Origin of the sequence: Tianweitania sediminis (genome assembly GCF_017813335.1) — a bacterium.
GTDB classification, from domain to species: Bacteria; Pseudomonadota; Alphaproteobacteria; order Rhizobiales; family Rhizobiaceae; genus Tianweitania; species Tianweitania sediminis.
In genome coordinates this window covers 31,703-54,666 of the sequence record NZ_JAGIYY010000002.1, presented here as the reverse complement: position 1 = coordinate 54,666, position 22,964 = coordinate 31,703, and the positions used below count along the sequence as shown (strand labels likewise).

General features: G+C 62.0%; 31 protein-coding genes. 16 read left to right on the top strand and 15 right to left on the bottom strand.

The window, feature by feature from the left end:
• Window positions 1–3: 3 nt before the first annotated feature.
• The 15 genes from J5Y06_RS07335 to J5Y06_RS07265 form a co-directional block, all read right to left on the bottom strand.
• Window positions 4–1,167, bottom strand: a complete 1,164-nt coding sequence (locus tag J5Y06_RS07335; protein ID WP_209334501.1) for a tyrosine-type recombinase/integrase — start codon at window positions 1,165–1,167, stop codon at window positions 4–6.
• Complete coding sequence (locus J5Y06_RS07330) at window positions 1,157–1,420, bottom strand: hypothetical protein (RefSeq protein WP_209334500.1); 264 nt, start codon at window positions 1,418–1,420, stop codon at window positions 1,157–1,159. Before J5Y06_RS07330 ends, J5Y06_RS07335 begins: the two co-directional genes overlap by 11 nt.
• Complete coding sequence (locus J5Y06_RS07325) at window positions 1,417–1,746, bottom strand: transcriptional regulator (protein ID WP_209334499.1); 330 nt, start codon at window positions 1,744–1,746, stop codon at window positions 1,417–1,419. The genes J5Y06_RS07330 and J5Y06_RS07325 overlap by 4 nt, the downstream gene beginning before the upstream one ends.
• Entirely contained in the window at window positions 1,743–2,150 is a 408-nt protein-coding gene (locus J5Y06_RS07320; protein ID WP_209334498.1) for a Lar family restriction alleviation protein, read from the bottom strand. The genes J5Y06_RS07325 and J5Y06_RS07320 overlap by 4 nt, the downstream gene beginning before the upstream one ends.
• The gene (locus tag J5Y06_RS07315; RefSeq protein WP_209334497.1) at window positions 2,147–2,431 is read right to left on the bottom strand and encodes a hypothetical protein; all 285 of its coding nucleotides are present in this window, start codon (window positions 2,429–2,431) and stop codon (window positions 2,147–2,149) included. The genes J5Y06_RS07320 and J5Y06_RS07315 overlap by 4 nt, the downstream gene beginning before the upstream one ends.
• A gap of 10 nt (window positions 2,432–2,441) precedes the next feature.
• Window positions 2,442–2,927 (bottom strand): single-stranded DNA-binding protein, encoded by a 486-nt coding sequence (gene ssb, locus J5Y06_RS07310; RefSeq protein WP_209334496.1) that lies wholly within the window; start codon window positions 2,925–2,927, stop codon window positions 2,442–2,444.
• Window position 2,928: 1 nt separating this feature from the next.
• Window positions 2,929–3,288, bottom strand: a complete 360-nt coding sequence (locus J5Y06_RS07305; RefSeq protein ID WP_209334495.1) for a hypothetical protein — start codon at window positions 3,286–3,288, stop codon at window positions 2,929–2,931.
• Window positions 3,285–3,533, bottom strand: a complete 249-nt coding sequence (locus J5Y06_RS07300) for a hypothetical protein (protein WP_209334494.1) — start codon at window positions 3,531–3,533, stop codon at window positions 3,285–3,287. The genes J5Y06_RS07305 and J5Y06_RS07300 overlap by 4 nt, the downstream gene beginning before the upstream one ends.
• A 2-nt stretch (window positions 3,534–3,535) precedes the next feature.
• Window positions 3,536–3,796 carry a DUF2312 domain-containing protein gene (locus J5Y06_RS07295; RefSeq protein WP_209334493.1) on the bottom strand — a complete coding sequence of 87 codons (261 nt, stop codon included), beginning with the start codon at window positions 3,794–3,796 and terminating at the stop codon, window positions 3,536–3,538.
• A 9-nt stretch (window positions 3,797–3,805) separates the two neighbouring features.
• Window positions 3,806–4,939, bottom strand: a complete 1,134-nt coding sequence (locus J5Y06_RS07290; protein WP_209334492.1) for a DNA polymerase III subunit beta — start codon at window positions 4,937–4,939, stop codon at window positions 3,806–3,808.
• Window positions 4,936–5,151: a hypothetical protein gene (locus J5Y06_RS07285; protein ID WP_209334491.1), complete on the bottom strand. Its 216-nt coding sequence runs from the start codon at window positions 5,149–5,151 to the stop codon at window positions 4,936–4,938. The genes J5Y06_RS07290 and J5Y06_RS07285 overlap by 4 nt, the downstream gene beginning before the upstream one ends.
• The gene (locus J5Y06_RS07280) at window positions 5,151–5,789 is read right to left on the bottom strand and encodes a hypothetical protein (protein ID WP_209334490.1); all 639 of its coding nucleotides are present in this window, start codon (window positions 5,787–5,789) and stop codon (window positions 5,151–5,153) included. The genes J5Y06_RS07285 and J5Y06_RS07280 overlap by 1 nt, the downstream gene beginning before the upstream one ends.
• Window positions 5,789–6,325: a hypothetical protein gene (locus tag J5Y06_RS07275; protein WP_209334489.1), complete on the bottom strand. Its 537-nt coding sequence runs from the start codon at window positions 6,323–6,325 to the stop codon at window positions 5,789–5,791. The genes J5Y06_RS07280 and J5Y06_RS07275 overlap by 1 nt, the downstream gene beginning before the upstream one ends.
• 100 nt (window positions 6,326–6,425) lie before the next feature.
• Window positions 6,426–6,605, bottom strand: coding sequence for a hypothetical protein (locus J5Y06_RS07270; protein WP_209334488.1), 180 nt, complete (start codon window positions 6,603–6,605; stop codon window positions 6,426–6,428).
• 364 nt (window positions 6,606–6,969) lie between these two features.
• A complete protein-coding gene (locus tag J5Y06_RS07265) occupies window positions 6,970–7,338 on the bottom strand; it encodes a hypothetical protein (RefSeq protein ID WP_209334487.1) in 369 nt (122 codons plus the stop codon).
• A 73-nt stretch (window positions 7,339–7,411) separates the two neighbouring features.
• Here J5Y06_RS07265 and J5Y06_RS23555 point away from each other — a divergent pair, with 73 nt between their 5' ends.
• From J5Y06_RS23555 to J5Y06_RS07185, 16 genes are all read left to right on the top strand, one after another.
• Window positions 7,412–7,681 (top strand): helix-turn-helix domain-containing protein, encoded by a 270-nt coding sequence (locus J5Y06_RS23555; RefSeq protein ID WP_209334486.1) that lies wholly within the window; start codon window positions 7,412–7,414, stop codon window positions 7,679–7,681.
• A 150-nt stretch (window positions 7,682–7,831) separates the two neighbouring features.
• Complete coding sequence (locus J5Y06_RS07255; RefSeq protein ID WP_209334485.1) at window positions 7,832–8,305, top strand: phage regulatory CII family protein; 474 nt, start codon at window positions 7,832–7,834, stop codon at window positions 8,303–8,305.
• Window positions 8,302–8,799 carry a GcrA family cell cycle regulator gene (locus tag J5Y06_RS07250; RefSeq protein ID WP_209334484.1) on the top strand — a complete coding sequence of 166 codons (498 nt, stop codon included), beginning with the start codon at window positions 8,302–8,304 and terminating at the stop codon, window positions 8,797–8,799. Before J5Y06_RS07255 ends, J5Y06_RS07250 begins: the two co-directional genes overlap by 4 nt.
• Window positions 8,796–9,968 carry a DUF7146 domain-containing protein gene (locus J5Y06_RS07245; RefSeq protein WP_209334483.1) on the top strand — a complete coding sequence of 391 codons (1,173 nt, stop codon included), beginning with the start codon at window positions 8,796–8,798 and terminating at the stop codon, window positions 9,966–9,968. The genes J5Y06_RS07250 and J5Y06_RS07245 overlap by 4 nt, the downstream gene beginning before the upstream one ends.
• Complete coding sequence (locus J5Y06_RS07240; protein WP_209334482.1) at window positions 9,965–11,359, top strand: DEAD/DEAH box helicase; 1,395 nt, start codon at window positions 9,965–9,967, stop codon at window positions 11,357–11,359. The genes J5Y06_RS07245 and J5Y06_RS07240 overlap by 4 nt, the downstream gene beginning before the upstream one ends.
• A 1-nt stretch (window position 11,360) precedes the next feature.
• Window positions 11,361–12,332, top strand: coding sequence for a DNA-methyltransferase (locus J5Y06_RS07235; protein WP_209334481.1), 972 nt, complete (start codon window positions 11,361–11,363; stop codon window positions 12,330–12,332).
• 3 nt (window positions 12,333–12,335) lie between these two features.
• A complete protein-coding gene (locus J5Y06_RS07230; protein WP_209334480.1) occupies window positions 12,336–14,084 on the top strand; it encodes a phage/plasmid primase, P4 family in 1,749 nt (582 codons plus the stop codon).
• Complete coding sequence (locus tag J5Y06_RS07225; protein WP_209334479.1) at window positions 14,081–15,442, top strand: DNA cytosine methyltransferase; 1,362 nt, start codon at window positions 14,081–14,083, stop codon at window positions 15,440–15,442. Before J5Y06_RS07230 ends, J5Y06_RS07225 begins: the two co-directional genes overlap by 4 nt.
• 259 nt (window positions 15,443–15,701) lie before the next feature.
• The gene (locus J5Y06_RS07220; RefSeq protein ID WP_209334478.1) at window positions 15,702–16,709 is read left to right on the top strand and encodes a hypothetical protein; all 1,008 of its coding nucleotides are present in this window, start codon (window positions 15,702–15,704) and stop codon (window positions 16,707–16,709) included.
• A gap of 103 nt (window positions 16,710–16,812) precedes the next feature.
• Window positions 16,813–17,163 (top strand): HNH endonuclease, encoded by a 351-nt coding sequence (locus J5Y06_RS07215; RefSeq protein WP_209334477.1) that lies wholly within the window; start codon window positions 16,813–16,815, stop codon window positions 17,161–17,163.
• Window positions 17,160–17,327 (top strand): hypothetical protein, encoded by a 168-nt coding sequence (locus tag J5Y06_RS07210; protein WP_209334476.1) that lies wholly within the window; start codon window positions 17,160–17,162, stop codon window positions 17,325–17,327. Before J5Y06_RS07215 ends, J5Y06_RS07210 begins: the two co-directional genes overlap by 4 nt.
• Window positions 17,328–17,408: 81 nt before the next feature.
• Window positions 17,409–17,864, top strand: coding sequence for a helix-turn-helix domain-containing protein (locus J5Y06_RS07205; protein ID WP_209334475.1), 456 nt, complete (start codon window positions 17,409–17,411; stop codon window positions 17,862–17,864).
• A complete protein-coding gene (locus J5Y06_RS07200; protein WP_209334474.1) occupies window positions 17,864–19,570 on the top strand; it encodes a terminase large subunit in 1,707 nt (568 codons plus the stop codon). Before J5Y06_RS07205 ends, J5Y06_RS07200 begins: the two co-directional genes overlap by 1 nt.
• Entirely contained in the window at window positions 19,567–20,841 is a 1,275-nt protein-coding gene (locus J5Y06_RS07195; RefSeq protein WP_209334473.1) for a phage portal protein, read from the top strand. The genes J5Y06_RS07200 and J5Y06_RS07195 overlap by 4 nt, the downstream gene beginning before the upstream one ends.
• A complete protein-coding gene (locus J5Y06_RS07190) occupies window positions 20,822–21,523 on the top strand; it encodes an HK97 family phage prohead protease (protein WP_245247693.1) in 702 nt (233 codons plus the stop codon). The genes J5Y06_RS07195 and J5Y06_RS07190 overlap by 20 nt, the downstream gene beginning before the upstream one ends.
• A gap of 32 nt (window positions 21,524–21,555) precedes the next feature.
• The gene (locus J5Y06_RS07185; RefSeq protein ID WP_209334472.1) at window positions 21,556–22,962 is read left to right on the top strand and encodes a phage major capsid protein; all 1,407 of its coding nucleotides are present in this window, start codon (window positions 21,556–21,558) and stop codon (window positions 22,960–22,962) included.
• Window positions 22,963–22,964: the final 2 nt, after the last annotated feature.

The following is a 22,964-nucleotide window of genomic DNA, read 5'->3' as shown; positions in this document are numbered from 1 at the left end:
TTTTCAGCCATTGATTTTGCTGGATTTTTTCGGCTTTTTTGTCCCATTTTTTCCAACCCCCGAAATAGCTGGGACAACTTTGTCCGCTTTCCGTTCCGGTATGAGCTTATGGATCGCGTTGCCGGCGATGCGCTTGCGGTTGGCTTTTTGGGTGTAGAGCGTCGTCTGCTGTTTGGTGACCCAGCCGAAGATTGCCATCAGCTCTTCGTCGGTTGCGCCGTTCTCGGCCGCGATCGTGGCGCCGGCCTTTCGCAGGCCGTGGGCTGTGCAATGCGGCAGCTGGGCGGCGTCGCACCACTTGCGGAAGCGGTTGCCGAGCCCGTCGACCGTAAAGGGTCGGCCGTAGTCGTTCATCAGGAAAGCCAGGTCGCCGCAGCGGCTTTGCGCGATCGTCTCGCCGAGCATCGGCAAGATCGGGATCGACACGACCACGCCTGATGACTTCGCTGTCTTGTTCGGCCGCACGACCAGCCATCCATTCTCTTCGTGCTGGCGGCCGACGATCGCCAGCGTTTGCAGTCGGAAGCCGGTGAACAGCCCAAGGTGAAGAGCAAGGCGCGCCGTGGATCCAGCCGGGTGGCAAGCTTCGAACTGCTCGACCTCATCGACCGTCCAAGTATGGAAGCCTTCGCCCGAATGCAGCCGCTCGATGCCGGCACATGGGTTGAGGGCGAGCATGCCGGATTTCACAGCCCAGGCGAACATCGACGACAGAGCCTTGATGATGTTGTTTTGTGCGCCAGGCGTGTCGCGCAGCTCGTCACGCGCATCGATCACGTGCTTGCGCTGCATCTGCGCGAAAGGAAGGTCGCCACGCTTTTTGCCGCTGCGGAGCTGCGAGTCGCAGATCTCCATGAGCATCCGATAACGGCGCTCCATGAGATCCGGCGTTATCCTCTTGCGATTGCGGCGCTCATATTCATCGGCAAGCCAGCGGAGGGATCCATTGATCACCGCAGGTCGAGCGGCGCCTTTGTCTTCCTTAGCCTTCGCCTCGTGGGGGATCCCGAGCCGCGCGCAGGCGACTTCGTCCTTGAACGCATCCGTTCCGGGCGTTTCGCGCAGCCGGACCTTCTGGTGTCCCTGTCTGCGGAAATAATAACGGGGGTTGCCTCGGCTGTCGAAATCGACCGAGACACCAGGCGGGAGGTTGTGTTTACGCGGCATCGTCCCAAGGATTGCCTGCGGCGCTCGGCGCGTCAACGGTTTCCGAGCGGTGCGGAATGGCCCGGAACGCCTCGGCGACCTCGGCCACGTCCCAAACGATTCGGCTGAAGATGAGCCGGCCATCCGGCATCATGCCGGATGCGACCAGCCGATCGAACATCGTGGCGCTCACGCCGATCAGGGCGGCCGCCTGTTCGCGGTTGATGCCGATCGGCGGCAGGCTTTCGGGGAGGATTGCCGACGCGCGTTTCATCGCCCGGCCCGGATGTGCGTGACGATCGCCTTCAGGAAGGGTCTTTCCATGAGGACGAGCTTGGGCGCCCGCCACGACCGGCGACCCTCGCGGCGCACCTTGTCTTCTTCCCTGTAGATCGAGGCGAGCCGATTGATCGCCTGAAAGACGCCGAGGCTTTTCGCCGTCGCGCGCTCAAAGCGGTGGGCCATATAGAGATCATAGAACTCGGCACCCCGGCTCTTGCGGCGGTTGTTGAAGGCAATGCGGCACCGTGGCCCGCAAAAGTCGCTCTTCGTTCCCTCTGCCCCGCATTCAAGGCATGCGTGTACACGGATGTGGGTCATTCGGGTGCCGCCTCCCTCCGTGCATCTGCATCGGGTGCGAGTTGGCGGGAGCGGGAGTTCCAAGCCGAAACGGCTTCAGCCTTGCTCGCGTAGAATGGCGCTTCGATGTTGCAGCCAGCGCATTGGATGCGGCGCGACGAGCCAGAGTTGTTGCTACCTTCATCCGGGTCGCAGAACACCATCAAGTCGTCGCCACTCGCGCCGCAGAATGGGCATGGCCGTAGCCCCGCATCCTGTTCGGGCTCACTGGCGGCAGAGCGCTCGCCAAGCTGCGGGTGGGCGAAGAGCTTGGTGCCGACTGGCGGACAGTAGCCAGATGCCCACCGGACGATCTGCATGTCATTCAGGGAGCCGGCAAGCTCCACGACCTCGCCGATCGGCTCGCTTTGTACAAGGCGGCTCATGCTGCCACCGCCAGCGGTGCGAGGATGAACCGGCCGAAGGTGAAGGCCACCACAAGGGCGATCACCACCCGCCCAAGAGCGCGCCGCCTTTCAGCATCTTCCAGAACAGCATCGCTGTAGGCGACCGTTCCTGGGTGGTGTGGAAACTCGGGCGCCGGCTCGACATAGGTCGCGCCGAAGCCTTCGCAGTGGCATCGGTCCCATTCCGGGCTGTCGCGGGTGATCTCCAGATAATCCCAATCACGGCAAAGATGGCGGCCGTCGCCTTTCAAGTCGCTCATGGCCTGATCCTCAGAATGGGATTTCGTCGTCGATATCGCGGCCGAAGTTGCCGCTGCTTTGTCCAAACGATGATCCGCCGCGGCTGTCGCGCCCGGAGGAATGGCCGTAGTCGTCCTGGCTGCCGGCCGCCGGCGGGCGGTTCGACTCGGCGCGGTCGAGCATCTGAAGCTCGCCGCGGAACTTCTGCAGAACGACTTCCGTCGTGTAGCGGTCGATCCCGTCCTTGGTCCATTTCCGGGTCTGCAGCGACCCTTCGATGTAAACCTTGGCTCCCTTCTTGAGGTACTTTTCCGCAACTTCGGCCAGGGCTTCGTTGAAGATCACCACCGAGTGCCACTCGGTGCGCTCCTTGCGCTCGCCGGTGTTCTTGTCGCGCCATGTGTCCGATGTCGCGATCCGCAGGTTGGCAATCGGGTCGCCGGCATTGGAGCGGCGGATTTCCGGATCCGCGCCGAGATTGCCGACGAGAATGACCTTGTTGATGCTTCCCGCCATGTCAGGCAGCTCCGTAAACGAGGGCGTCATAAGCCTTGACGGTGGCGCGATAGATCGGCCCCTTCGGCGAAGGCTCGGTTTCAAGAAAGCCGCGCGAGGCGAGGCCCGTCATGGTGAAGGCGGCCGCCAGCTTTTCATCACTGTCGACGGTGCCGACACAGTGGTGACCCCGCGAAATCACGAACAGCAGGGCCTGCCGCTCGTGTTCCGGCATGGCCTCGGCCGCAGCCTTCGGGACAACGGCCAGGCCGGCGCGCTCCATGGCCTTCAGGCAGGCGTCGGCTAGGAGATCGAGCGACATCACGGTGAAAGCCGGATGCGGGCTGGCTTGCATTGCCTTGACCAGTGTCGCGCGGTTCATAGCTCGACCCCTGCGGCCATCAGCTGGTCTTCGACCTCGCTGATGCGGCCGGCAAAACTGCCGAGAAGATCCTTGCGGATCCCGTCCGTGTATCCGGGGGCAACGACGATCAGCGATGCGGCCTTATCGTCGCCAATCATGATCTTGAGAGGCTCGCCCGATTGCAGGCGATCGCGCATCGCAACATCCTGGGCGCGCTGCGTGCGGAGCCGGTTGATGCGATCGAGGTCGGACAGCTTGACCATGATCACACCATCCCGAGCGCGGCTTTGTAGAGATCAAGCAGCGCTTCGGCTTCCTCACGCTCGGCCTGGTCGGCCTTGCGCAATTTGACGATCTGGCGAATGGCCGGCACGTCAAATCCCGTGCCCTTTGCCTCGCTGTACACCTGGCGAATATCCTCCGCGATGTTGGCCTTTTCTTCCTCCAGGCGCTCGATGCGCTCAATGAAGGCGCGCAGCTGGCCGGCTGCGACGGTTTGCGAAGTGTCTGTGCTTTCGTCAGCCATGGCCCTGCCTCAGAAGTGTCGTTGCATGATGATGAATGTGTCGGCTTCGCGCGGGCCGAAGCAGCGGATGCGGGCCGCGTCGCCGCGGCACGGCGCAAGCCGAACCTTGCCGTCGCCGGCCGCCGCAATCATCTGGCGCAGATATCGGACGTCGATGGTGATCGGCTCGCCGCTGCCGACGATCTCGGCCGGCAACCGGTCCTGTGCTTCCCCCAGGGTGCCGCGCATTTCGACGAGGATCTCGTTGTCCTCGGCCGCCGGCGTGATCCGCACCGCCCGCGCGGTTTCGCGGCGGCCCTTGCCGTCGACCTTCGGGATGAGCGTCAGGGTGGCCGCGCATTGTTCCAGCGCCTTGCCATCAACGACGATCGAGAAGTCGCCGGCTTCCGGAATAACCCGCTGGAAATCGACATAGTCGTGGTCGATCAGCTTGGCGATCAGCCGGATCCGTTCGGCCGCAATGGAAATGAAGCCTTTCGAGCCGGACACGAGCACGGCGCTTTCATCATCCGCAAAGAGCTTGAGGATCTTGCCGACTGCGTTCTCGGGGATGATCATCCCGTGCCAGCCCTCGATCTGCGCTTCGTCGGGCAGGTCAAGGGCAGTCAGGTGCAAATGATGGCCATTGGTCGCGACGGCAAGCAGTTCGCCGTTGCGCGGCGTCATGAAGACGCCTTCGAGATAGAAGCGGGTGCCATCTTCGGCGATCGCGTCTTCGCATTTGCGCAGGGCGCCGCACAGTTCATGCGCGCGCAGGCCGATCGACCAGGCCGGGTCGATCTTCTCGAATGACACGAAGTCCTCACCGCGCAGGATGGCGATGGTCATGCGTGCCTTGCCGATCCGCGCCGTGACGTTGCGCATGGCCGCATCGAATTCCAGTGTGCCTTCGGCGCCGCCCGTCGAGCGGGCGATAAAGAATTCCAGCACCGCCATGGGGATTGCCGCGAGGATCTCGCCTTCGCAGACGCATGGCATCGTGATGTGGGCTTCCATCTCCATGTCGGACATGGTCAGCACCATCTGGTTGGCAGCCGCATGCAGCCGCGCATGTTCATAGATGTCGACCCTGATTGCGCTGTTCGGGATCGAGCGCAGCGCCTTCGCGGCTGCAGCGAAATCGGCAACGGAAAAGCGGATCATGCCGGCGTCCTCGGCGGGGTGGCAGGGTTTGGAAGCCGGCGCGCTTCGACGATGCGCTGATGCGCTTCGAACGGCATCAGTTCGCCGGGGTGCAGGCCATCAAGCAGGGCATGCGACGCTTCGCGCTCGCCCGCGACGATCAAGTCGGCGAGCTGGCGGACATCGATCGCGCGCATGGTCGAATAGCTGTCGCAGCGGTGACAGAAGAACATCACGGCCTCCGCGCGTTCGGGCAGTAGCGATCAAGGCGGTCGCGATACTCGTCGGCCGAGCGGGCCACGGACCAGGACTTGAGGGCGCCGCGCATGCGGATCGGCCTGGCATTCTCGATCGCTGCGCCCCAGCTTGCGGGCGACGGCATCAGGAGCTGCCGGCGCTCGGTTGCCAGCATGCGGCAATCGAGATCTGCGACCTGGGCGCGGTATGTCTTGCCCGGAACAGGGACGCCGGCCGCTTTCCAGATGGCGCGGTCGAGCCGTTCCTTCGCGGCGTTGATGAGAGGGGTTGCAACGCGCCCCATCCCCATGTCTTCCGCCAGAACGTCGAGCCACTTGGCGACCGGCGTGGTGAAATCGCCGAAAACATATTCGTGCGCGTCGTGCAGAAGAAAGTACGCCGCCAGGTTGGCGTCGCCCGTTTCTTCCAGCGCAACATCGCAGCCGATCACGCAATGCTGCGCCACCGAAAAGGGAATGCCTTGCACCGAACCGCCATAGCGCCCGATGCGCGCGAGCGTTTCGGCACAGTCGCCGAACAGGTCGATGTCTTCATGTGTGAAGCTGACCAGCGGGAACTTTCTGCCGCTGATCGTCTGCTTCCATATCTCGTCGGGCGACACGCGCGCATTCATCAGGCGGCGCGCCTTGCCTGTGCCGCCTTTTGCGCTGCGGCGACCTTGTTGATGACCTGGTTTGCCGCGCGTTCGGACAAACGGAGGCCGCGCAAGAAGTCCCGCAACCGTGCGAGGCAGCGCTCCCCCTGGCTCACCCAAGGATCGAGCCTGTATGCCGCGCGTGCGGTGCAGAAGTGCCGCCACGCCGTTACGGCCTCATCAGACAGCGGCTCGCCGTCCAGCCGGGCCGGATCGTTGCTGCGCGCTTCGAGGCACTTGACGATGATCTCGGGCACCCTCTCGATCGGGCGGATCTGCCGGGTGATGCGCGTGCCGACGAGCTTTCTCGCGGCAGGACCATGCTCGATGATTGCGGCAATCGAGAAGCCGGCCGCGATCAGGTCCGCTTCGGTGACGCCGCCACCCGATCCCGCGACCTCTTCCATGGCGCGCGCCATGTCTTCAACCACGGGGTGACGATCGGGCTGTTCCGGAAAGACCGGACGAACGACCGCGCTGAAGCGGCCATCCGCCGTCAAGGGGACGTGCTGCATGATCAGGTTCTCCAGGTGAAAGCGAGGTACAAAAGGGCCGCTGCCGGAACGACCGTGGCGCACAGCGTGGCCAGCCAGAATCGCCAGTCGGACAGGTGCTTCATGCAAAGACCGTGAAGGCGATCAGCGCCAGGACCATCGCGAAGGCGACGAGGTCGCGAATGCGGCTTTCCGTTTCAGCGCGCCGGGCGAGATGCTTGCGGCGCCCTTCGAAGGTGCCGAGGTTCGCAACCGGGGCAACGGGCTTCAGCGGCAGGGTTGATGCTTTTGGGACAAACACGGAAACGCTCCATCAGCGGGTGTGATGGAGGTGACTATGGAAAACTCATAGTCTAAAGTCAACAGAAAATATGGAAAAGTCATATTCCCACAAAGCAAGGTATGGGACGTTCGTAGCCGATGACCTTTTCCAAGGTATCAACAGCCACCGGGCCGAATCACAGCGGCAGCATAATTGTTCTTGCTACGTTCACGTCAGTGAGTCAAAATGAGCTTTGGTTGGCTCAAAGGGGCTAGACGTTTTATGGGCATCAAGATCACGCAGAGGCCAGCCAACCGCACAGATGCGGCGATGGCGAAGCTGCGCGATCTTTCCGCGCCTTTACCGTTCGATCTCAAGAAAGTGCTTGAGCGCGACGCTGTGCTTAAGATGGTTTTGCTTTTGCCGGAAGACGTTCTTTCTGAGGCTCTGGCTGTCGGAAAGGCTCTGCAAGCTTGCGCAGAACATCGGCGTAGGATTCTTGAAGATCCGGCGGAAGACTGTCGAAAGTAGTCAGGACCTCCCGGTACTTGGTGGCGAGGTCGACCATCGGTCCTGCTCCGCGCATCAACCACTCGAAGCGCACTTTGAACTTTCGGGCATAGATTTCGCCCTTGTCCGCGCGAAAACCCGAACTTCCATTCTCATGACCAGCGTAGGTGGGGTAAGGCACACCAAGAGCCGCGGCGGCGTCGCTCGCGGAGCTGAAGCCGGCGTGCTTCCTGGCGGCAACAAGTCTTTCATGCAGTTCCATGGTCTGACTTTGCCATAATTCAATATGAGAAACTCATTGACATTGATCTATGAGTTTCCCATAAGTTGACGGTATGGATACTCTGCTCGACGTGAAAGCCCTTCGTGTGGCCCTTGGTCTTAGCCAGGCTCAGCTTGGCGAAGCCGTGGGCGTTGATCAAAGCACGGTCTCTAACTGGGAGAACGGCAAGTCGCCTCGTGGGCCGGCTCGTCTTCTTCTGCAGAGGCTCTCCAAGAATTCTTCCGTCGCCCCGACCTCCCAGGAGAGCGGCGCCGCCTGCCCGGATGATGCCTTCCCTGCTGCCCCATCCGGGCAGGTTCCTCTTTGCGAGGCTGCCGAATGATGTCGATGCGCCTTCCATGTGGGCCTCCGTGACCTGATCACCGCCGGACAATCCGGCTTCCTTCGATGACGCCAATCTGTCGCGCGGCTCGCTCGCGCGCACGGAAATCTTTTGCCGAAAAATTTCCGTGACTTCCTGAGGTTTTTTCCCATGCGTGATGAAGCTATGAAACTGCCCCGCAACATCACCGACAGCGAGGTTCTCGGATTGAAAGCGGACACCCGCGCCGCCTTCGATCTCATGGGCGGCGCGAACAAGTTCGCGTTGAAGACAAGGGTGAACGCGCCGCAACTTTCGAAGTGGGGATCGCCGGCCGATCCGGCCGTGATCGACCTGGCCGTGGCGGTTGAAGCAGACCGCGAATTGGGCGCTCCCATGCTGATCGCTGCCGCAGCGGCCTTGCTGGGTTATCGCCTCGTACCCGAGAGCGACGAGCCGGAAGGCGGCGCCCTCACCGAATCGGATGCTCGTGAGCTGCGGCGTCATTCCAGCAACCTTCATCGCGCGATCGATGATGCGTTGGAAGATGAAGTGGTGGACGTCCACGAGCGGCGGCAGATCCTTGCCGAAGTCAACGAAAAGATCGTGGTGCTGAAGCGCATGCGCCGGAAGGTGGCAGGGTGACCCGCTGGAACGCCGAAGCGCGGGTGATGGTGCAGCGCCTTGCCGCGGATGGCCAATCGGCCACGCAAATTGCGGGGCAGCTCGGTTGCACACGCAGTTCGGTGCTCGGCCTTATTCATCGGATGCAGGCGGCCGGCACGATGCCGAAGCGCGAACGCCGCGTATCGATCGCGAAGCCGAGAACGACAGCACCTCGTGCGGCGCCTGCGGTGGCCAAGCCGGCACCCCTGCCGCCTACATCCAAATCCCCTGAGCGCAGCCCGGTCGATCGCCGCGAGGCGCGCAGCTTCACCGCGTTTCGAGGCAAGGCTGCGCGGATCGTGGTGGTTCCTCTCCCTTTTGCCAGGGCGATTGCCGAAAACCGATGCCTGTTTTTCGCGGCCGATCCCTTTTCAAAGGAAGGGCCGGACATGCTGGTGTGTGGATGCCCGCGCCAATTTCGTGTGCGCAAGCCCTATTGCGAGGCCCATGTTGCCGGCGAGGCTCAGGCATGACCCAGCTGCCGAGCGAAGTCGTTTCCGCTGCGCATGACCTGCCGATCCTGTCGATCGCACGCGAGATGGGTGCTTCGCTCCGCCGCAAGGGATCGGAATGGAACGGTCCCTGCCCCGGCTGCGGTGGCACTGACCGGTTCTGGCTCAACGAAGACAAGAACACCTTTCTGTGCCGCATGTCCGGTGCTGCCGGCGATCCCATCAACCTTGCCCGTCATGTCCATGGCATCGGCTTCGCCGACGCGGTTGCCATGCTGACCGGCGTCGACCGGAGCCACCTGCACAAGATGCAAACGCCCGCAGCCGAGGACAACAAATATCGCGAGAAGGCACGGCAGCGCGCGTGGAAGATCTGGCGTGACGGGCGCTCGATCGATCATCGCCAGGGCGGCTACCTCGTTGCGGCGTATCTCGCCCTTCGCTCCATACCCTTTCCCCAATGGACCGTTCCGGCCCTGCGCGAAATCGACCAGCTCGCTTATTGGGAATGGTCGAAAGAGGACCAGGCTTTCCGCATCGTTCACACCGGGCCGGCCATGATGGCCGCCATCGTGGGTCCGGACGGCCATTTCATTGGCGTTCATCGCACATGGCTCGACCTTCAGCGCCCGAATGGAAAGGCGCTGATTTCCGATCCCGAGACGGGCGAGGTTCTCGACGTCAAGAAGGTGATGGGTTCGCAGCGCGGCGGCCGGATCATCCTGCGAAAGGGCGATCGCCCTTGCCCACGGATCACCGGGGAAGGCATCGAGACGGTACTTTCCTTCGCCGCCTTTCACGGGGACCAGAGATCGACCCTTCAGGCAGGCATCAATCTCGACAACATCGCCGGCAAGGCCGCCAGCCAGATCCCGCACCCTTCGAAGCAGAACGTCGATCGGCTCGGCCGCAAGCGGCGCCTGATGATCGGATCGTCCGAACCCGATGCGCAGGACACGGCATGCCTTGCCTTCAATGGCGACCTGTCGAGCGTCACGGAGGAACTGCTTCTCGGCGATGCCGACAGCGACCGCTTCACGACCCAAGCGGCCATGCTGCGCGCCAAAGCGCGCGCCGAGCGCGACGGTCGCCCTGTTTCGATCCGATGGGCTCCGGACGGGCTCGACTGGAACGATGCGCTGCGTGCCCGTGCGGTGAAGCAAGCCAAGCGCAGCGAGGTCGCAGCATGACGCTTCAGGCTTATCAAGATTTCTTGGCGAGCAAGGCGATTGTCGACCCGCCTTCTGGGCTCGACCGGATCCCTCAACTGCCTTCCTTCCTGTTCCCGCATCAGGGCGACATCGTCCGATGGGGCTTGCGGCGTGGCCGCGCGGCGGTTTTCGCCGGGACGGGCCTCGGCAAAACCCTGATCGAGCTGGCGTGGGGGCAGGCCGTTGCCGAGGCGACCGGCGGCATGGTGCTCTTGTTTGCGCCGCTCGCGGTGTCGGCACAGATCCTCCGAGAGGCCGCACGGTTCGGCATTCCGGCACGGCTGGTCCGGTCACAGCATGAATGCCGCGCCGGCATCAATGTCACCAACTATCAGAAGCTTGATCGCTTCGAGCTCGCCGCCTTCGTTGCCGTGATCCTCGACGAAAGTTCGATCCTGAAGAGCCATGATGGCCATTACCGCACACGGCTGATCAGGGACTGCGCGGTTGTTCCTTTTCGGCTTGCGGCGACCGCCACGCCGGCACCGAACGACTTCACCGAACTCGGCAACCATGCCGAGTTCCTCGGCGTGTTGTCGCAAACCGACATGCTTGCCACCTATTTCGTTCACGACTCGTCCGACACTCGCGTGTGGAAGCTCAAAGGCCACGCCGAAGACGTGTTCTGGCGTTGGATGGCGTCCTGGGCCGTGATGCTGCGACGCCCATCGGACCTCGGTTATCCCGATGATGGCTATCTTCTGCCGCCCCTCACCCGGCGCGAACATCCCGTCCATGTGGAATGGGGACCGGACATAGAAGGGCAGTTCTCCTTCCTGGCGCCGATCGCAAAAACCATGAAGGAGCGCCTGCACGCGCGGCGCGACAGCCTGGAAGAGCGGGTGTCCAAGGCCGCCAGCCTGACGCCTCACGATGAGCCTTATGTGTGGTGGTGCAACCTCAACGCCGAAAGCGAAGGCCTGGCTGCTGCCATTCCCGGCGCGGTCGAAGTTCGCGGGTCGGACACGGATGACGAAAAAGAGCGGAAGGTTGTTGCCTTTTCGGAAGGCCGCATCCGCGTTCTCGTGACCAAGCCCACGATCTGCGGCTTCGGCATGAACTGGCAGCACTGCTCCCGCACCGGCTTCGTGGGGCTGACCGACAGTTTCGAGCAGATCTACCAATCCATCCGCCGCTTCTGGCGCTTCGGCCAGACGCGCGAGGTCATTGCGGATTTCGTGTTCGCCGAAACCGAAGGTGCCGTGCTGGCCAATCTCGCGCGCAAGGAAGCCGATGCGGATCGCATGGCCGCCGCCATGGTCCGCCACATGGCCGACCTTTCTGCTGCCGAAGTGCGCGGAACGACGCGGACGATCCTACCCTACAACCCCGCGCAGCCGATCATGCTGCCTAGCTGGATGGTGAACTGACATGGATGGGATCAAGGCGGAAGACCAGGTCATCGCCGAGCGATATGCCATCTATCAAGGGGATGCGTGTGAGCTGATCCGAGGGGTTCCGGATGCCTCGGTCGGGTTCGGCATCCACTCGCCGCCTTTTGAAGGGCTTTACAAGTTTTCAGACAGCCCGCGTGACCTTTCGAACAGCGAAGGCGACCTGTTCTGGACGCATTACGGCTTCCTGATCGCCGAGCTGTTTCGCGTCACCCAGCCAGGCCGGTTGCATTCCGTTCACGTCATGCAGCTGCCGATGTCGAAGATCCGCGACGGCAATATCGGCATGCGCGACTTCCGCGGCGAGGTGATCCGCGCTTTCGAAGCGGCCGGATGGATACTCCATTCCGAAGTCTGCATCTGGAAAAACCCCGTGGTGGCACAGCAGCGCACCAAATCCATCCGGCTCCTGCACAAGCAGCTGGTGAAGGACTCGAGCCTGAGTGGCCAGGGCTTGGCAGACTACATCGTCACGTTCCGAAAGCCGGGCGAAAACGCCAAGCCGATTGCCGGCTGTTTCCGCCGCTATGTCGGCGAAGGCGACGGGCCAGACTTCGACAAGTTCACCACCGCCGACGACAGTCGCAACTGGTTTTCGATCGAGGTCTGGCAGCGCTATGCGTCGCCGGTTTGGATGGACATCCGGCAGGGCCGCGTGCTGCACTATGCCGGCGGGCGCGACGAGCGCGACGAGAAACATATCTCGCCGCTGCAGCTGGACGTGATCGAGCGCTGTCTCGACCTTTGGTCCAACCCCGGCGATGTTGTGCTGACGCCGTTTCTCGGCATCGGGTCGGAGGTTTACGCCGCCGTTCGCTCAGGCCGGCGCGGCATCGGGTTCGAATTAAAGGCGAGCTATTTCGCGCAGGCGAAGCGCAACCTGCTTGCTGCGGCAGAGCCGGATGAAAGTGCGGTCGGCACTTTCGACTTCGAAAGCGAGCCCGCCTGATCGATGGACTTCGACATTCACTCCGATCCGGACCAGCCGGAGGATGGCGCGCCTTCGCCATCCGACGCCGCGCAAGACGCGCTGCTTGCCGCCTGTGCGGCCGAGCCGGAAACCGATATCGGCAACGGCCGGCGGTTGCGCCGACGCTACGGCGACCTGGCCGCAAAGCATGAAGGCGCGGCGAGCTGGATCGCGATCAGCGTGGCGCATATCGGCTGGCACGTTTTCGACGGAATGCGGTGGAAGGAAGACGAGGACGGATCGCTGATCCGGCCGCTCGCGCATGAAACGGCCGAAGCGATCCGCCGCGAGGTTTTTGCCATCACCACCACGCCGGAAGAGCGGGACGCGCTTGCCGCAGCCGAAGTGGCGCAGGCCGCGCTCGACGCCATGGGCAGCGCGAAAGCGGTTCTTCCCGATCCGGACAAAGCCCGGCAGCGCAAGGATCTGGAGGAAGCGGCCAGCCTCACGAAGCTCATTGCGGAACGTGTTGCGGGGCGGCGTTCGTCGCGGATCCGGCACGCCAAATCGACCGCCGGATCGAGCAAGCTCAACAACATGCTGGAGGAAGGGCGACCCTATATGTCGCGCAAGGTCCAGGACCTCAACACGAACCGTCTCCTGGTGAACTGCCGATCGGGCACGATCGAGTTCGCGCGGGTGGAAGACGAGGAAAGCGACCCGGATGACCCGCGCTTCCGCTGGGAAGCCAAGCTGCGGCCGCACGATCAGACGGACATGATCACCAAGATGGCCGAGGTCGAGTGGGATCCTGCCGGGAAGCCCGAGTGTCCGGAGTTTCGCAAGTTCCTGACGCGCTCGCAGCCAGATCCCGAGATCCGCCTGTTCCTGAAGCGGTTCTGCGGCTACTGCCTCACCGGTCTGACAGTGGAACAGGTGATGCTGTTCTTTTACGGCGCCGGTCGGAACGGCAAGTCGACCTTCGTCGACCTGATCTGCCACATCCTCGCCGATTATGCCGTGACGCTCTCGATCGACAGCTTTTCGGGCGAGAACAAACGCGGCGGTGCCGAGGCAACTCCAGACCTCGCACGACTGCCTGGGGCCAGGCTGGTTGCAGCGTCCGAACCGGAAGCGAATGTGAAGCTGAAAGATGCCTTGATCAAGACGCTCACCGGGGGCGAAAAGATTCCGGTACGCCGGCTGCACAAGGACTTCTTCGAGGTTGATCCGCAGTTCAAGATCATCCTTTCGGGCAACCACAAACCGCGCATCGACGACGATTCGGACGGGATCTGGCGACGCGTCATCCTTGTCCCTTGGATGATCCAAATCCCCAAGGCCGAAGTCGACCCGCTGCTGCCGCAGAAGCTGCGCAAGGAAGTCGCAGGCGTGTTTGCCTGGATGGTGGAAGGTGCGCTGGACTATCTGAACTACGGTTTGGAGGTGCCGAAAGCGGTGCGCGATGCCAGCCAAGAGTATCGCGAGGAAAGCGACCCGATCGGCACCTTCATTCGCCAGGCCTGCATCGTGACGGGCGAAGCGACGGACAAGGAAACGCCGCTCGACCTGTTCATGGCCTATGAGCGCTTCGCCGATGCGGAAGGCGTGTTCAAGTTCAACAACTCGACCTTCGCCAAGCGCTTCGCGTCCTCATCGCGGCGATCGTGGGAAGGCACGGACGGCCAGATGAAGCAGATCGCCAAGAGCAAGAGCGGCACGACCGTTTATCTCGGCCTGCGGATCAAGCCGAACTGGCTCCCCAACAGCAGCGGAGGGGATGATCGATGAACCTTATCTACGGGTCCGTCTGTTCCGGCATTGAGGCCGCAACAATGGCTTGGGAGCCGCTCGGCTGGCGACCCAAGTTCTTCGCCGAGATCGAGCGGTTTCCGTCCGCCGTCCTTGCCCATCACTACGGCTCGAACATGCCGGGCGAGCCCCCTTCCCGCAACGGAGTGCCCAACCTTGGAGACTTCACCACAATTGGACCTGATGCTGGTCCCGTCGATCTCCTTGTCGGCGGCACACCCTGCCAATCCTTCTCGGTCGCAGGAAAACGCCTTGGCCTGGATGATCCGCGCGGCAACCTCGCCCTCGAATATCTCGCGCTGGCTCAACGCCTGCGCGCCCGCTGGATCGTCTGGGAAAATGTGCCCGGTGTCCTTTCCTCTCGAAGCGGCGATGACGATGCCGAAGACGGAGAAGGGCTCGAAAGCGCCGACTTCGCGACGTTCCTCTCCTTCGTTCGCGAATGCGGGTATGGGTTCGCCTACCGAGTTCTGGACGCTCAGCACGTCCGAAGCGACGGCTTTTCTCGCGCCGTTCCACAGCGACGGCGGCGTGTGTTCGTTGTCGGATATCTTGGAGACTGGCGACGTGCCGCAGCGGTTCTTCTTGAGCCCGAAGGCCTGCGCGGGGATCCTCCGCCGCGCCGACAAGCGGGGCAAGGTGTTGCCGGCGCAGTTAGCGCAAGCTCTGGGCGCCGTGGCGGGGTCGATGATCCCGAGCGGGGCAAGCTCGTCGCCTTCGGAGGAGGAAATCTCAGCGGGAGCATAGAAGCGGCAGCCTGTCTCACAGCGAAGGGACAGCGTATTGATTTCGAGGTCGAAACGTTCGTGACAACCCGACCTGTCGCAGCGACGCTGACGCGTGGCGCGGAGAGCCAAGGCAAGGGAGGCTATGCCGGACGAAGGCAAGAAGATGACGACAACCTAGTCGCCCATTCGCTGATGAGGGGCGAAGGTTTCGATGCGAGCGAAGACGGCACCGGGAGAGGCACGCCCCTTGTTCCAGTCTTCTCTATGCAGGAGCGCATGGAGAGCCTTAATCCTAGCGCTGGCCCAAATGGTAAAGGGTGGTCTGACGATGGATCGGCCTTCACCTTGGAGGCGCGCCGAAAACCTCAGTCCATTGCTACATCTTGGGCTGTTCGCCGGCTGACGCCGCGCGAATGCGAACGATTACAGGGCTTCCCAGACGACTTCACCGATGTACCATGGCGCGACTCGGGTCATTCGCCCGATGGTCCCCGATACAAGGCGCTCGGCAACAGCATGGCAGTCAATGTCATGCGATGGATCGGCGCCCGCATCGACCTCATGGAGCAGCTCGTCAAGGACGGCTTCCTTCCCGATCAGGGCCGATAGGGACGATCTTTCTGCCTTCGGCGCGGATCGACCCACCAAAAGGGATAGGGAATTCAACGAGTTCGGACGCTAGGGGCGCTAGGGACGATAATCTGCGGATAACGTATGCATGCGCGACCTCTAGGGGATAGGGGCTAGAGAGGATTGTCTCTCATATGCGTTACTTACCGATTACCGTCCCTATCGTCCCTAGCGTCCCTACCCTTCTTTATTTGCCTGCGAAAGCAAGAACTTAGCAAAACGAGGGTTTGGGACGATAATGGAAAATTGGGTCGATGTTACCGAATTTGGGTCGATGCGGCCCATCGAGTTGAGCTTGATCAAGCGCGATGCAACCGGAAGACGCAGCGGCCCGGTTGAAGCGGTGCTGGCCTGGGCCTATCGCGACGAATTGCCAAAGGCGCCGAAGATTGCGGCCGGGCCGCGCGACATCCTCGGCGGATGGAACAAGACATCTCAGTGGGAAGAGTATCTTTCCCTCGTCGAGCTGCACGGCGTGAACGAATATGGCTGTGTGCCCGACTTTTCCGCGCAAGCCTGGCCCTGCGCCGATGCCAAGCTGATCGCCGATGCCGTTCACACGCTCAACGATTGCGACCTGCAGATGCCCGAGGGCTGGAACCCCGCTCCCGAACTGGATGCTTTCGGCGGGCTGGGTGCCAAGGCGATCAGCACTGCCTGGCGCCGGATGACCCTTCAGGACGGCAGCGGGCATGCCCGCCTGCGCGTGAAGCCTTCCGACCTGATCATCCGTCGCGCCGTGATGGGATACAATCTGGACAGCCTGCGGCTCGACCATGTGACTTGCGAGGTCGAGCGCACCGGCCGGCGCGAACGCTACTTCCTGCAGAAGCTGATGCATGTGGTGGTTGGTCAGGACAGCAAGGGGCAGGACATCACGCGGCCTGAAATGGTTGAGGTGGAGGGATGGTCGGCCCGGCAGCGGCGCCCCCTGCCCGGCGCTTACACAAAGAGCTACCTCGACCCGGATCCGGTTGCGACGATCATGGAACGCGCCGAACATGAGATCTGGGTGGCTGCGATGGGGCTCCTACACGACGCCGTTGCGCACCAGCTGCAGGATATCATCATGCTTCCGTCTACCGTCCCTGCCGAACCTTGGGCTCAGAACAAGCCGCAGCCGCGCCTCCTGCGCGATCTTCCTGCCGATGCCAAGTTTGCCCGTGACGAAGAGGAACGTGCGCTGGCGAGGCTCGCAGGGCGGTTTCCGCGATGGTTCAAACAGCAGATGCGAAAGAGAGCTTGACGCGACCCAAAATTTGGAGGATGTCTCGTCACGGATAAGAAGGTTCCAAATCAGACCCCGCTTCGGAAACGAGGCGGGGTTTGGTGTTTCAGGGGTGCGGAGCATGGGCAGGCTCAAGAGCTTAGCGCCTCGCATCGGCGCCCTGCCGCCCCGCATCGGGGTCGCTGGGCAGAGCGAGCAGGAACGCCTTCGCGTTCGCGACCGCACCCAAGCGTGGCGCGCTTGGTACAAGACGGCGCGATGGCAGAAGCTGCGTTGGTCCGTGCTCGTTCGGGACCTGTTCACCTGTTCCATCTGCAAGCGGGTTGAGGCTGTGACCTCGCAGCTGGTGGCTGACCACAAGGTGCCACACCGAGGCGACGAGACGCTGTTCTGGGATGATCGCAACCTGCAGTGCCTGTGCAAGGGCTGCCACGACAAGGTTAAGCAGAGCGAGGAAAGGCGAGGTTCATGAGCATGACCTGTGATCCGATCGCGAACGGTAGTGCCCAATGGAATGCAGACAAGGAACCGCGCTGGATCGATGAGCAGCGCTTGGAGGCGGTCGGCGGGCACGAATTGGTGGTGCTCGACAACAGCAAGGGCAATGGGTCGGATCGCGCCGCACCGATCAAGTGACCGGAGGGGGGGCGGGTCGAAAGTCTAGGACCCCTCACCCGCTAGACCCGCGTCCCCCACATTCGGAGGTTTTTTTCTGTCGTGACGGATTTTGAGGCCGCCTTTGACCTTCTTGGCGATCCGATCCCGGCCAATTTCGGTGGTCGCGGGCGTCCTCCGCACGTGCCTACAAAGGAAAACCGCAACAAAATCATGCTCTTGCTGGCACAGGGATGGGTCGACAAGCGCATCGCTGGCGCGCTTGGGATCAGCGAGCCAACTCTGCGGAAGCATTATTTTCGCGAACTCAAAGTTCGTGACCTAGCCCGTGATCGGGTTGAGGCCATCGGTCTCCTGTCACTGTGGAACATGGGACGCGAGGGCAACGTCGCTGCGATGAAGGAATACTTTCGCCGCCATGACACGGCGATTGGCGATGCCTTCGGCGACAAGGTCGAAGACGAAAAGCGCAAGCTCGGGAAGAAGGAGCGCGACCGGATCGAGGCGAACAATCCGCCGGATGATTGGGAAGCGGTCGCGCCGAGGCTCGCTCACTGATGACGGACTTTTCGTGCTTGGACTGGTTCGAGAAGCTGAAGGCCGGCCGCTCACCGCTGCCTGACGCTCTACCACTCGACCATGAGGAAGCACGGCTTGCCGTCGAAACCTTCAACAAGTTGCGGCTGCCGGATGTGCCTGGGCAGCCCCTTCTTCGCGACGTGGCTGGACAGTGGGCGCGCGATTTCGTTAGCGCCATCTTCGGCCTCGTGGAGATGAACGACGATCGCACCATGATCGTGAACCGCAAGGCGCGGAAGTTCTTCCAGCTGGTGCCAAAGAAAAACTCGAAGACGACCAACGGCGCGGCAATCATGATGACGGCCATGATCCGCAACCGTCGTCCCAACGCGGAATTTCTGTTGGTTGGACCTACCCAGGCGACAGCAGAGCGCGCCTATGAGCAGGCGGAGGGAATGGTGAAGGCCGACCCGTGGCTTTCGAAGCGCTTCCACCTCCGTGAGCACCTGAAGACGATCGAAGACCGGAAGAACGGCGCTAAGCTGCGTATCCGCTCCTTCGACAACAAAGTCATGACCGGCGCGAAGCCTGTTGGCGTCCTCGTCGACGAATTGCATGAACTTGGCAAGATCAGCTACGCCGCCAAGGTGATGACGCAGATCGAGGGCGGCATTGTCGCCAACGCCGAAGGCTTCGTGATCATCATCACGACGCAGTCCGACGAGCCACCAACCGGCATCTTCAAGGATGAGCTGAAGCTGGCGCGGTCCATCCGCGACGGTGAGTTCAAGGATGCCGAGACGCTTCCGATGCTCTACGAGTTTCCGACAGCGATGCAGGCAGACAAGGCGCAGCCTTGGACTGATCCAACGAATTGGAACATCGTGCTTCCAAACATAGGCAAGTCGATCACCGCCGAGCGGTTACTGCCGAAATTTCGGGAGGCGCGGGAAGCCGGCATCGACAAGCTGTCGATTTGGGCGAGCCAGCACCTCAACATAGAGGTCGGCGTCGGCATCGGAAGCGACGGATGGTCGGGCGCGCCATATTGGACCAGCTGCGTCGACAAGAGCCTTGCCAGCCTCAATGAGCTGCTGGCGAGATCAGAGGTTTGCACCATCGGAATCGATTGGGGCGGCGCAGACGATTTAGCTGCCCTCTATGTCATCGGTCGCGAGCGGAAAACGAAGCGTTGGCTCGGCTGGGGCAAAGCATGGGCGCGAAAGTCGGTTTTCGAGCGCCGTAAGGGGATCGTCTCCTCGCTGGAACAGTTTGAAGCCGATGGCGATCTCGTGGTCGCTGCCGATGGCGAAGAACAGGCTATGTCGGCGGCAGCGATCTGTCGGCGTGTTGCTGATAGCGGTCTGCTGCCGGAACAGGCCGGCATTGGCCTTGATAGCGCCGGCGTGGCACTGCTGCTCGATGCGCTTGAAGCAGAGGAACTAACGCAACCACTCGTTCAGGCTGTTGCGCAGGGTTGGAAACTTCAGACGGCTGTTTCGTCGGTGCCGCTCAAGCTTGAAGACCGCCGCTTCCTCCATGGCGACCAGGCGCTGATGGCTTGGGCTGTCGGCAACGCCAAACAGACCTTGCGCGGGAGCAATTATGTGGTGACGAAAGAAGTCTCCGGCGCAGCCAAGATCGACCCGCTCATGGCGCTATTCAATGCGGCCATGCTGATGTTCCAAAACCCGGAGGCGAAAGGCGCGTTCGATGCCGATGCCTGGATTGCGAGCTACGCATGAGTTGGTATCGACGTCTGCTTGGCCTCGGCAGCACCAAGGATATCGAGCCATGGCGGGGCGGTGAGGTCTCGACTGAGAACGCAGACAATTTCGTCGTCAATCAGGTCACGGTCTCGGACTATCGCGATACTCAGCTGACCAAGGGCGGCGCAGCAGTCGGGCTGTCCGCGACATGGTCGTGCGTGCGCCTGATTGCCGGCACGATCGCGTCTTTGCCATTGATGGTTTACCGCACCAACGCAGATGGCATTCGCGAGGTGGCCCGCGATCACCCCCTCTATTTTGTGCTGCATGACAGCCCGAACTATGATCAGACCGCGGTCGACTTTTGGGAGGTCATGGCGGCCAGCATCGAACTCTACGGAAACGCCTATGCCGTGATCGAGCGCCGTTCCGGAGGCATCGTCAACGCGTTGCACCCGATCCGTCCTGACAAAGTCAAAGCCCGCCGCACGGCCGGCGGTGAGATCGAGTATTCGTGGACCGAAGATGGTCGCACGGTCACCAAGCGAGGATCGGACGTTCTTCATATTCGCGGGCCGTTCGGCGATGCCCTGTCGGGTGCCTCTACTCTCTCGATGTGCCGCAGCGTTTTCGATGATGCTCTTGCGGCGGAGAGCGCAGCCGGCTCGATGTTTCGGAATGGCGTCAACCCAACAGGTGTTCTGTCAACGAAGCCGGACGTTCAGCTTACCCCGCAGCAGCGCCAAGATCTGGAAGATCATCTTGCCAAGAAATACATGGGCTCAATCCGCCAGGGTCGGCCCATGCTGCTCGATAACGGCCTGACCTGGACGCAGCTCTCGATCAATCCGCAGGACGCGCAGATGCTGGAAAGCCGCAAGTTCGGCGGCGAGGAAATTTGTAGAATTTTCGGTGTGCCGCCCGCCATGGTCGGCTTCGGCGACAAGTCCTCGAACTGGGGTACCGGCAAGGAAGTCGACGTGCTCGGTTTCCAGAAATTCACGCTGCGCCCGCGCCTCAAGCGGAAGGAACAGGCGTTGCTCAAGCAGCTCGTGCCGCTCTCTGAACGTCGAGCTCAGGGTTTGGTAATCGAGTTCAACCTCGAAGGTTTGCTGCGCGGGGACACTGCCAGCCGGTACGAATCCTATGATCGCGCCATCCGCATGGGCCTGCGCACGCGCAATGAATGCCGCGCGCTGGAGAACCTTCCGCCGATTCCTGGCGGCGACATCGTCACCATCCAGATGCAGGACATCCCCCTGCAAAGCGCCATCAATGGAGATCGTAATGACGACCCTGCTGCGTAAGCATGCCGCTCCGGTGATGGATAAGAAGACGGCGCCGATCCTCGAAATCAAGGCGCTGAAGGACAGCGGCGAGTTCGAGGGCTACGGATCGACCTTCGGTGGCGAGCCGGATGCCTACGGCGACGTCATCGCCGAGGGCGCCTATGCCGATAGCCTCGCCGCTCACAAGGCAAAAGGCACCATGCCGAAGCTGTTCTGGCAGCACAACGCCGACCAGCCGATCGGCAAATGGCTGGACGCAAAGGAAGACGATCACGGCCTGCTGCTTCGCGGCAAGCTCAACATGGACGTGCAGCGTGGCCGCGAAGCCTATGCTCTGCTGAAGGAAGGCGACATCGACGGATTGTCAATCGGCTACCGGATCAAGGAATACAGCGTCGACACCGAGACCGGTATCTGGACGCTTGAGAAGCTGGACCTGGTCGAGGTCAGCATCGTGTCGGTTGGTGCCAACGAAAACGCAGTCGTGCAGAGTGTGAAGGCGGCGAAGGCCGCGCACGACCTCATGGAAAAGCTGAAGGCCGGGGACCGGCTGACAGAACGAGAGTTCGAGGTCTGGCTCAAGGGGCTAGGCTTTTCGAACTCGCAGGCGGAGCGCGCCGCACGCATCCACCTGAAGGCGCAGGGGGAACCTGCGAAAGCGGATGAAGGGCTCGATTTTCTCCGAGCCTTATTGGGCTGACGCCCTTCCCTCAACCTCAAGGAACACAAACAATGAAAAGTTTCTACCTCCGCGGTTTCGCGGTTGCGCTTCTCGCTGTCTTCGGCGCTATCGCCGCAACAGCTTCTCACGCGGCCATCGGCCCGATCGGCGGCTCTGAACTGGCAGGATTGGCACCCTACGCCGCCGTTGCCGCAGCGGGCGGCATCGCTCGTCTGGCTTCCCTGCCATTCGGCCCTCGCATCTTCTTCAAGGCCGAAGACGGCACCGGTTCCAAGTCTGCAGCCGAACTTGCAGCGGAATTCAAGCGCGACTTCGAAACCAAGCACGACAAGGTCAAAGAGCTTGCCGAAAAGGCCCTTGCCGAAGCCGAGAAAGGCACACCCCTGGCCAAGGCTGCCAAGGAACTGGCGGATCAGGCGATTTCCGGCATGAACGAAGCGAAGGCTCGTCTCGATGAGCTGGAACAGAAGACTTCGCGAGGTGGTGGCGAAGGCGATCGCATCCTCACGGCCGGCGAGCGGTTTACCGAAGACGAAGCATTCAAGTCTTTCGCCGGTCAGACCCGACCTCGCGGTCGCGTTCTGGTGGACGTTAAGGACATCACGTCGCTCACCACCGATGCGGCTGGTTCCGCCGGCGCGTTGATCCCGTCCGATCGCCGTGGCTTGCAGGTCGAACTGCCGCAGCGCCGGCTCACCGTTCGCTCGCTCCTGCTGCCTGGCACGACCGCCAGCAACTCGATCGAGTATGAACAGGAAAAGCTGTTCACCAACAGCGCTGCTCCGGTTGCCGAAGGCGATCTCAAGCCGCAGTCGGAATTGCAGTTCGAAGATAAGACGGCAACGGTTCGCACGATCGCGCACTGGATCCGCACCTCGGTGCAGATCCTCGCCGATGCGCCTGGTCTCCGCTCCATTATTGATCAGCGGCTGCGTTATGGCCTCGCGCTCGCCGAGGAAAACCAGCTGCTCAACGGATCCGGCACCGGTCAGAACCTGCTCGGCCTCGTCACTGCCGCCACGGCGTACGCTGCGCCCGGCAGCCTGACCGCCACCACTCAGGTGGACATCATCCGCTTGATGATCCTGCAGGCCGCTTTGGCGGAATATCCGCCGAACGGCATCGTGATGAACCCGATCGACTGGGCGGCCATCGAAATGGCGAAGGACACCCAAGGCCGTTACATCATCGGCAATCCTCAAGGCACGATTTCGCCGACGCTTTGGAGCCTGCCGGTGGTGCCAACCCAGGCGATGGGAGTGGACAAGGCTCTGGTCGGTGCTTTCAACCTCGCTGCCCAGATCTTCGATCGGCAAGACGCCACCATCGACGTGTCCACTGAAGACCAGGACAATTTCGTCAAGAACAAGGTGACGATCCGTGCCGAGGAGCGTCTCGCGATGGCGATCTATCGTCCGCAGGCAATCGTCTACGGGGATCTCGGCCGCGTTGCATAAGC

What these genes read in the sequence shown, in the direction of transcription:
- J5Y06_RS07325 (WP_209334499.1), bottom strand. Translation starts at nt 1,746, where the DNA reads ATGACCCACATCCGTGTACACGCATGCCTTGAATGCGGGGCAGAGGGA.
- J5Y06_RS07300 (WP_209334494.1), bottom strand. Translation starts at nt 3,533, where the DNA reads ATGGTCAAGCTGTCCGACCTCGATCGCATCAACCGGCTCCGCACGCAG.
- J5Y06_RS07275 (WP_209334489.1), bottom strand. Translation starts at nt 6,325, where the DNA reads ATGCAGCACGTCCCCTTGACGGCGGATGGCCGCTTCAGCGCGGTCGTT.
- J5Y06_RS07280 (WP_209334490.1), bottom strand. Translation starts at nt 5,789, where the DNA reads ATGAATGCGCGCGTGTCGCCCGACGAGATATGGAAGCAGACGATCAGC.
- J5Y06_RS23555 (WP_209334486.1), top strand. Translation starts at nt 7,412, where the DNA reads ATGGATACTCTGCTCGACGTGAAAGCCCTTCGTGTGGCCCTTGGTCTT.
- J5Y06_RS07255 (WP_209334485.1), top strand. Translation starts at nt 7,832, where the DNA reads ATGCGTGATGAAGCTATGAAACTGCCCCGCAACATCACCGACAGCGAG.
- J5Y06_RS07230 (WP_209334480.1), top strand. Translation starts at nt 12,336, where the DNA reads ATGGACTTCGACATTCACTCCGATCCGGACCAGCCGGAGGATGGCGCG.
- J5Y06_RS07210 (WP_209334476.1), top strand. Translation starts at nt 17,160, where the DNA reads ATGAGCATGACCTGTGATCCGATCGCGAACGGTAGTGCCCAATGGAAT.
- J5Y06_RS07225 (WP_209334479.1), top strand. Translation starts at nt 14,081, where the DNA reads ATGAACCTTATCTACGGGTCCGTCTGTTCCGGCATTGAGGCCGCAACA.
- J5Y06_RS07315 (WP_209334497.1), bottom strand. Translation starts at nt 2,431, where the DNA reads ATGAGCGACTTGAAAGGCGACGGCCGCCATCTTTGCCGTGATTGGGAT.
- J5Y06_RS07195 (WP_209334473.1), top strand. Translation starts at nt 19,567, where the DNA reads ATGAGTTGGTATCGACGTCTGCTTGGCCTCGGCAGCACCAAGGATATC.
- J5Y06_RS07285 (WP_209334491.1), bottom strand. Translation starts at nt 5,151, where the DNA reads ATGTTCTTCTGTCACCGCTGCGACAGCTATTCGACCATGCGCGCGATC.
- J5Y06_RS07290 (WP_209334492.1), bottom strand. Translation starts at nt 4,939, where the DNA reads ATGATCCGCTTTTCCGTTGCCGATTTCGCTGCAGCCGCGAAGGCGCTG.
- J5Y06_RS07320 (WP_209334498.1), bottom strand. Translation starts at nt 2,150, where the DNA reads ATGAGCCGCCTTGTACAAAGCGAGCCGATCGGCGAGGTCGTGGAGCTT.
- J5Y06_RS07215 (WP_209334477.1), top strand. Translation starts at nt 16,813, where the DNA reads ATGGGCAGGCTCAAGAGCTTAGCGCCTCGCATCGGCGCCCTGCCGCCC.
- J5Y06_RS07305 (WP_209334495.1), bottom strand. Translation starts at nt 3,288, where the DNA reads ATGAACCGCGCGACACTGGTCAAGGCAATGCAAGCCAGCCCGCATCCG.
- J5Y06_RS07200 (WP_209334474.1), top strand. Translation starts at nt 17,864, where the DNA reads ATGACGGACTTTTCGTGCTTGGACTGGTTCGAGAAGCTGAAGGCCGGC.
- J5Y06_RS07190 (WP_245247693.1), top strand. Translation starts at nt 20,822, where the DNA reads ATGACGACCCTGCTGCGTAAGCATGCCGCTCCGGTGATGGATAAGAAG.
- J5Y06_RS07240 (WP_209334482.1), top strand. Translation starts at nt 9,965, where the DNA reads ATGACGCTTCAGGCTTATCAAGATTTCTTGGCGAGCAAGGCGATTGTC.
- J5Y06_RS07295 (WP_209334493.1), bottom strand. Translation starts at nt 3,796, where the DNA reads ATGGCTGACGAAAGCACAGACACTTCGCAAACCGTCGCAGCCGGCCAG.
- J5Y06_RS07265 (WP_209334487.1), bottom strand. Translation starts at nt 7,338, where the DNA reads ATGGAACTGCATGAAAGACTTGTTGCCGCCAGGAAGCACGCCGGCTTC.
- J5Y06_RS07330 (WP_209334500.1), bottom strand. Translation starts at nt 1,420, where the DNA reads ATGAAACGCGCGTCGGCAATCCTCCCCGAAAGCCTGCCGCCGATCGGC.
- ssb (WP_209334496.1), bottom strand. Translation starts at nt 2,927, where the DNA reads ATGGCGGGAAGCATCAACAAGGTCATTCTCGTCGGCAATCTCGGCGCG.
- J5Y06_RS07185 (WP_209334472.1), top strand. Translation starts at nt 21,556, where the DNA reads ATGAAAAGTTTCTACCTCCGCGGTTTCGCGGTTGCGCTTCTCGCTGTC.
- J5Y06_RS07335 (WP_209334501.1), bottom strand. Translation starts at nt 1,167, where the DNA reads ATGCCGCGTAAACACAACCTCCCGCCTGGTGTCTCGGTCGATTTCGAC.
- J5Y06_RS07245 (WP_209334483.1), top strand. Translation starts at nt 8,796, where the DNA reads ATGACCCAGCTGCCGAGCGAAGTCGTTTCCGCTGCGCATGACCTGCCG.
- J5Y06_RS07235 (WP_209334481.1), top strand. Translation starts at nt 11,361, where the DNA reads ATGGATGGGATCAAGGCGGAAGACCAGGTCATCGCCGAGCGATATGCC.
- J5Y06_RS07220 (WP_209334478.1), top strand. Translation starts at nt 15,702, where the DNA reads ATGGAAAATTGGGTCGATGTTACCGAATTTGGGTCGATGCGGCCCATC.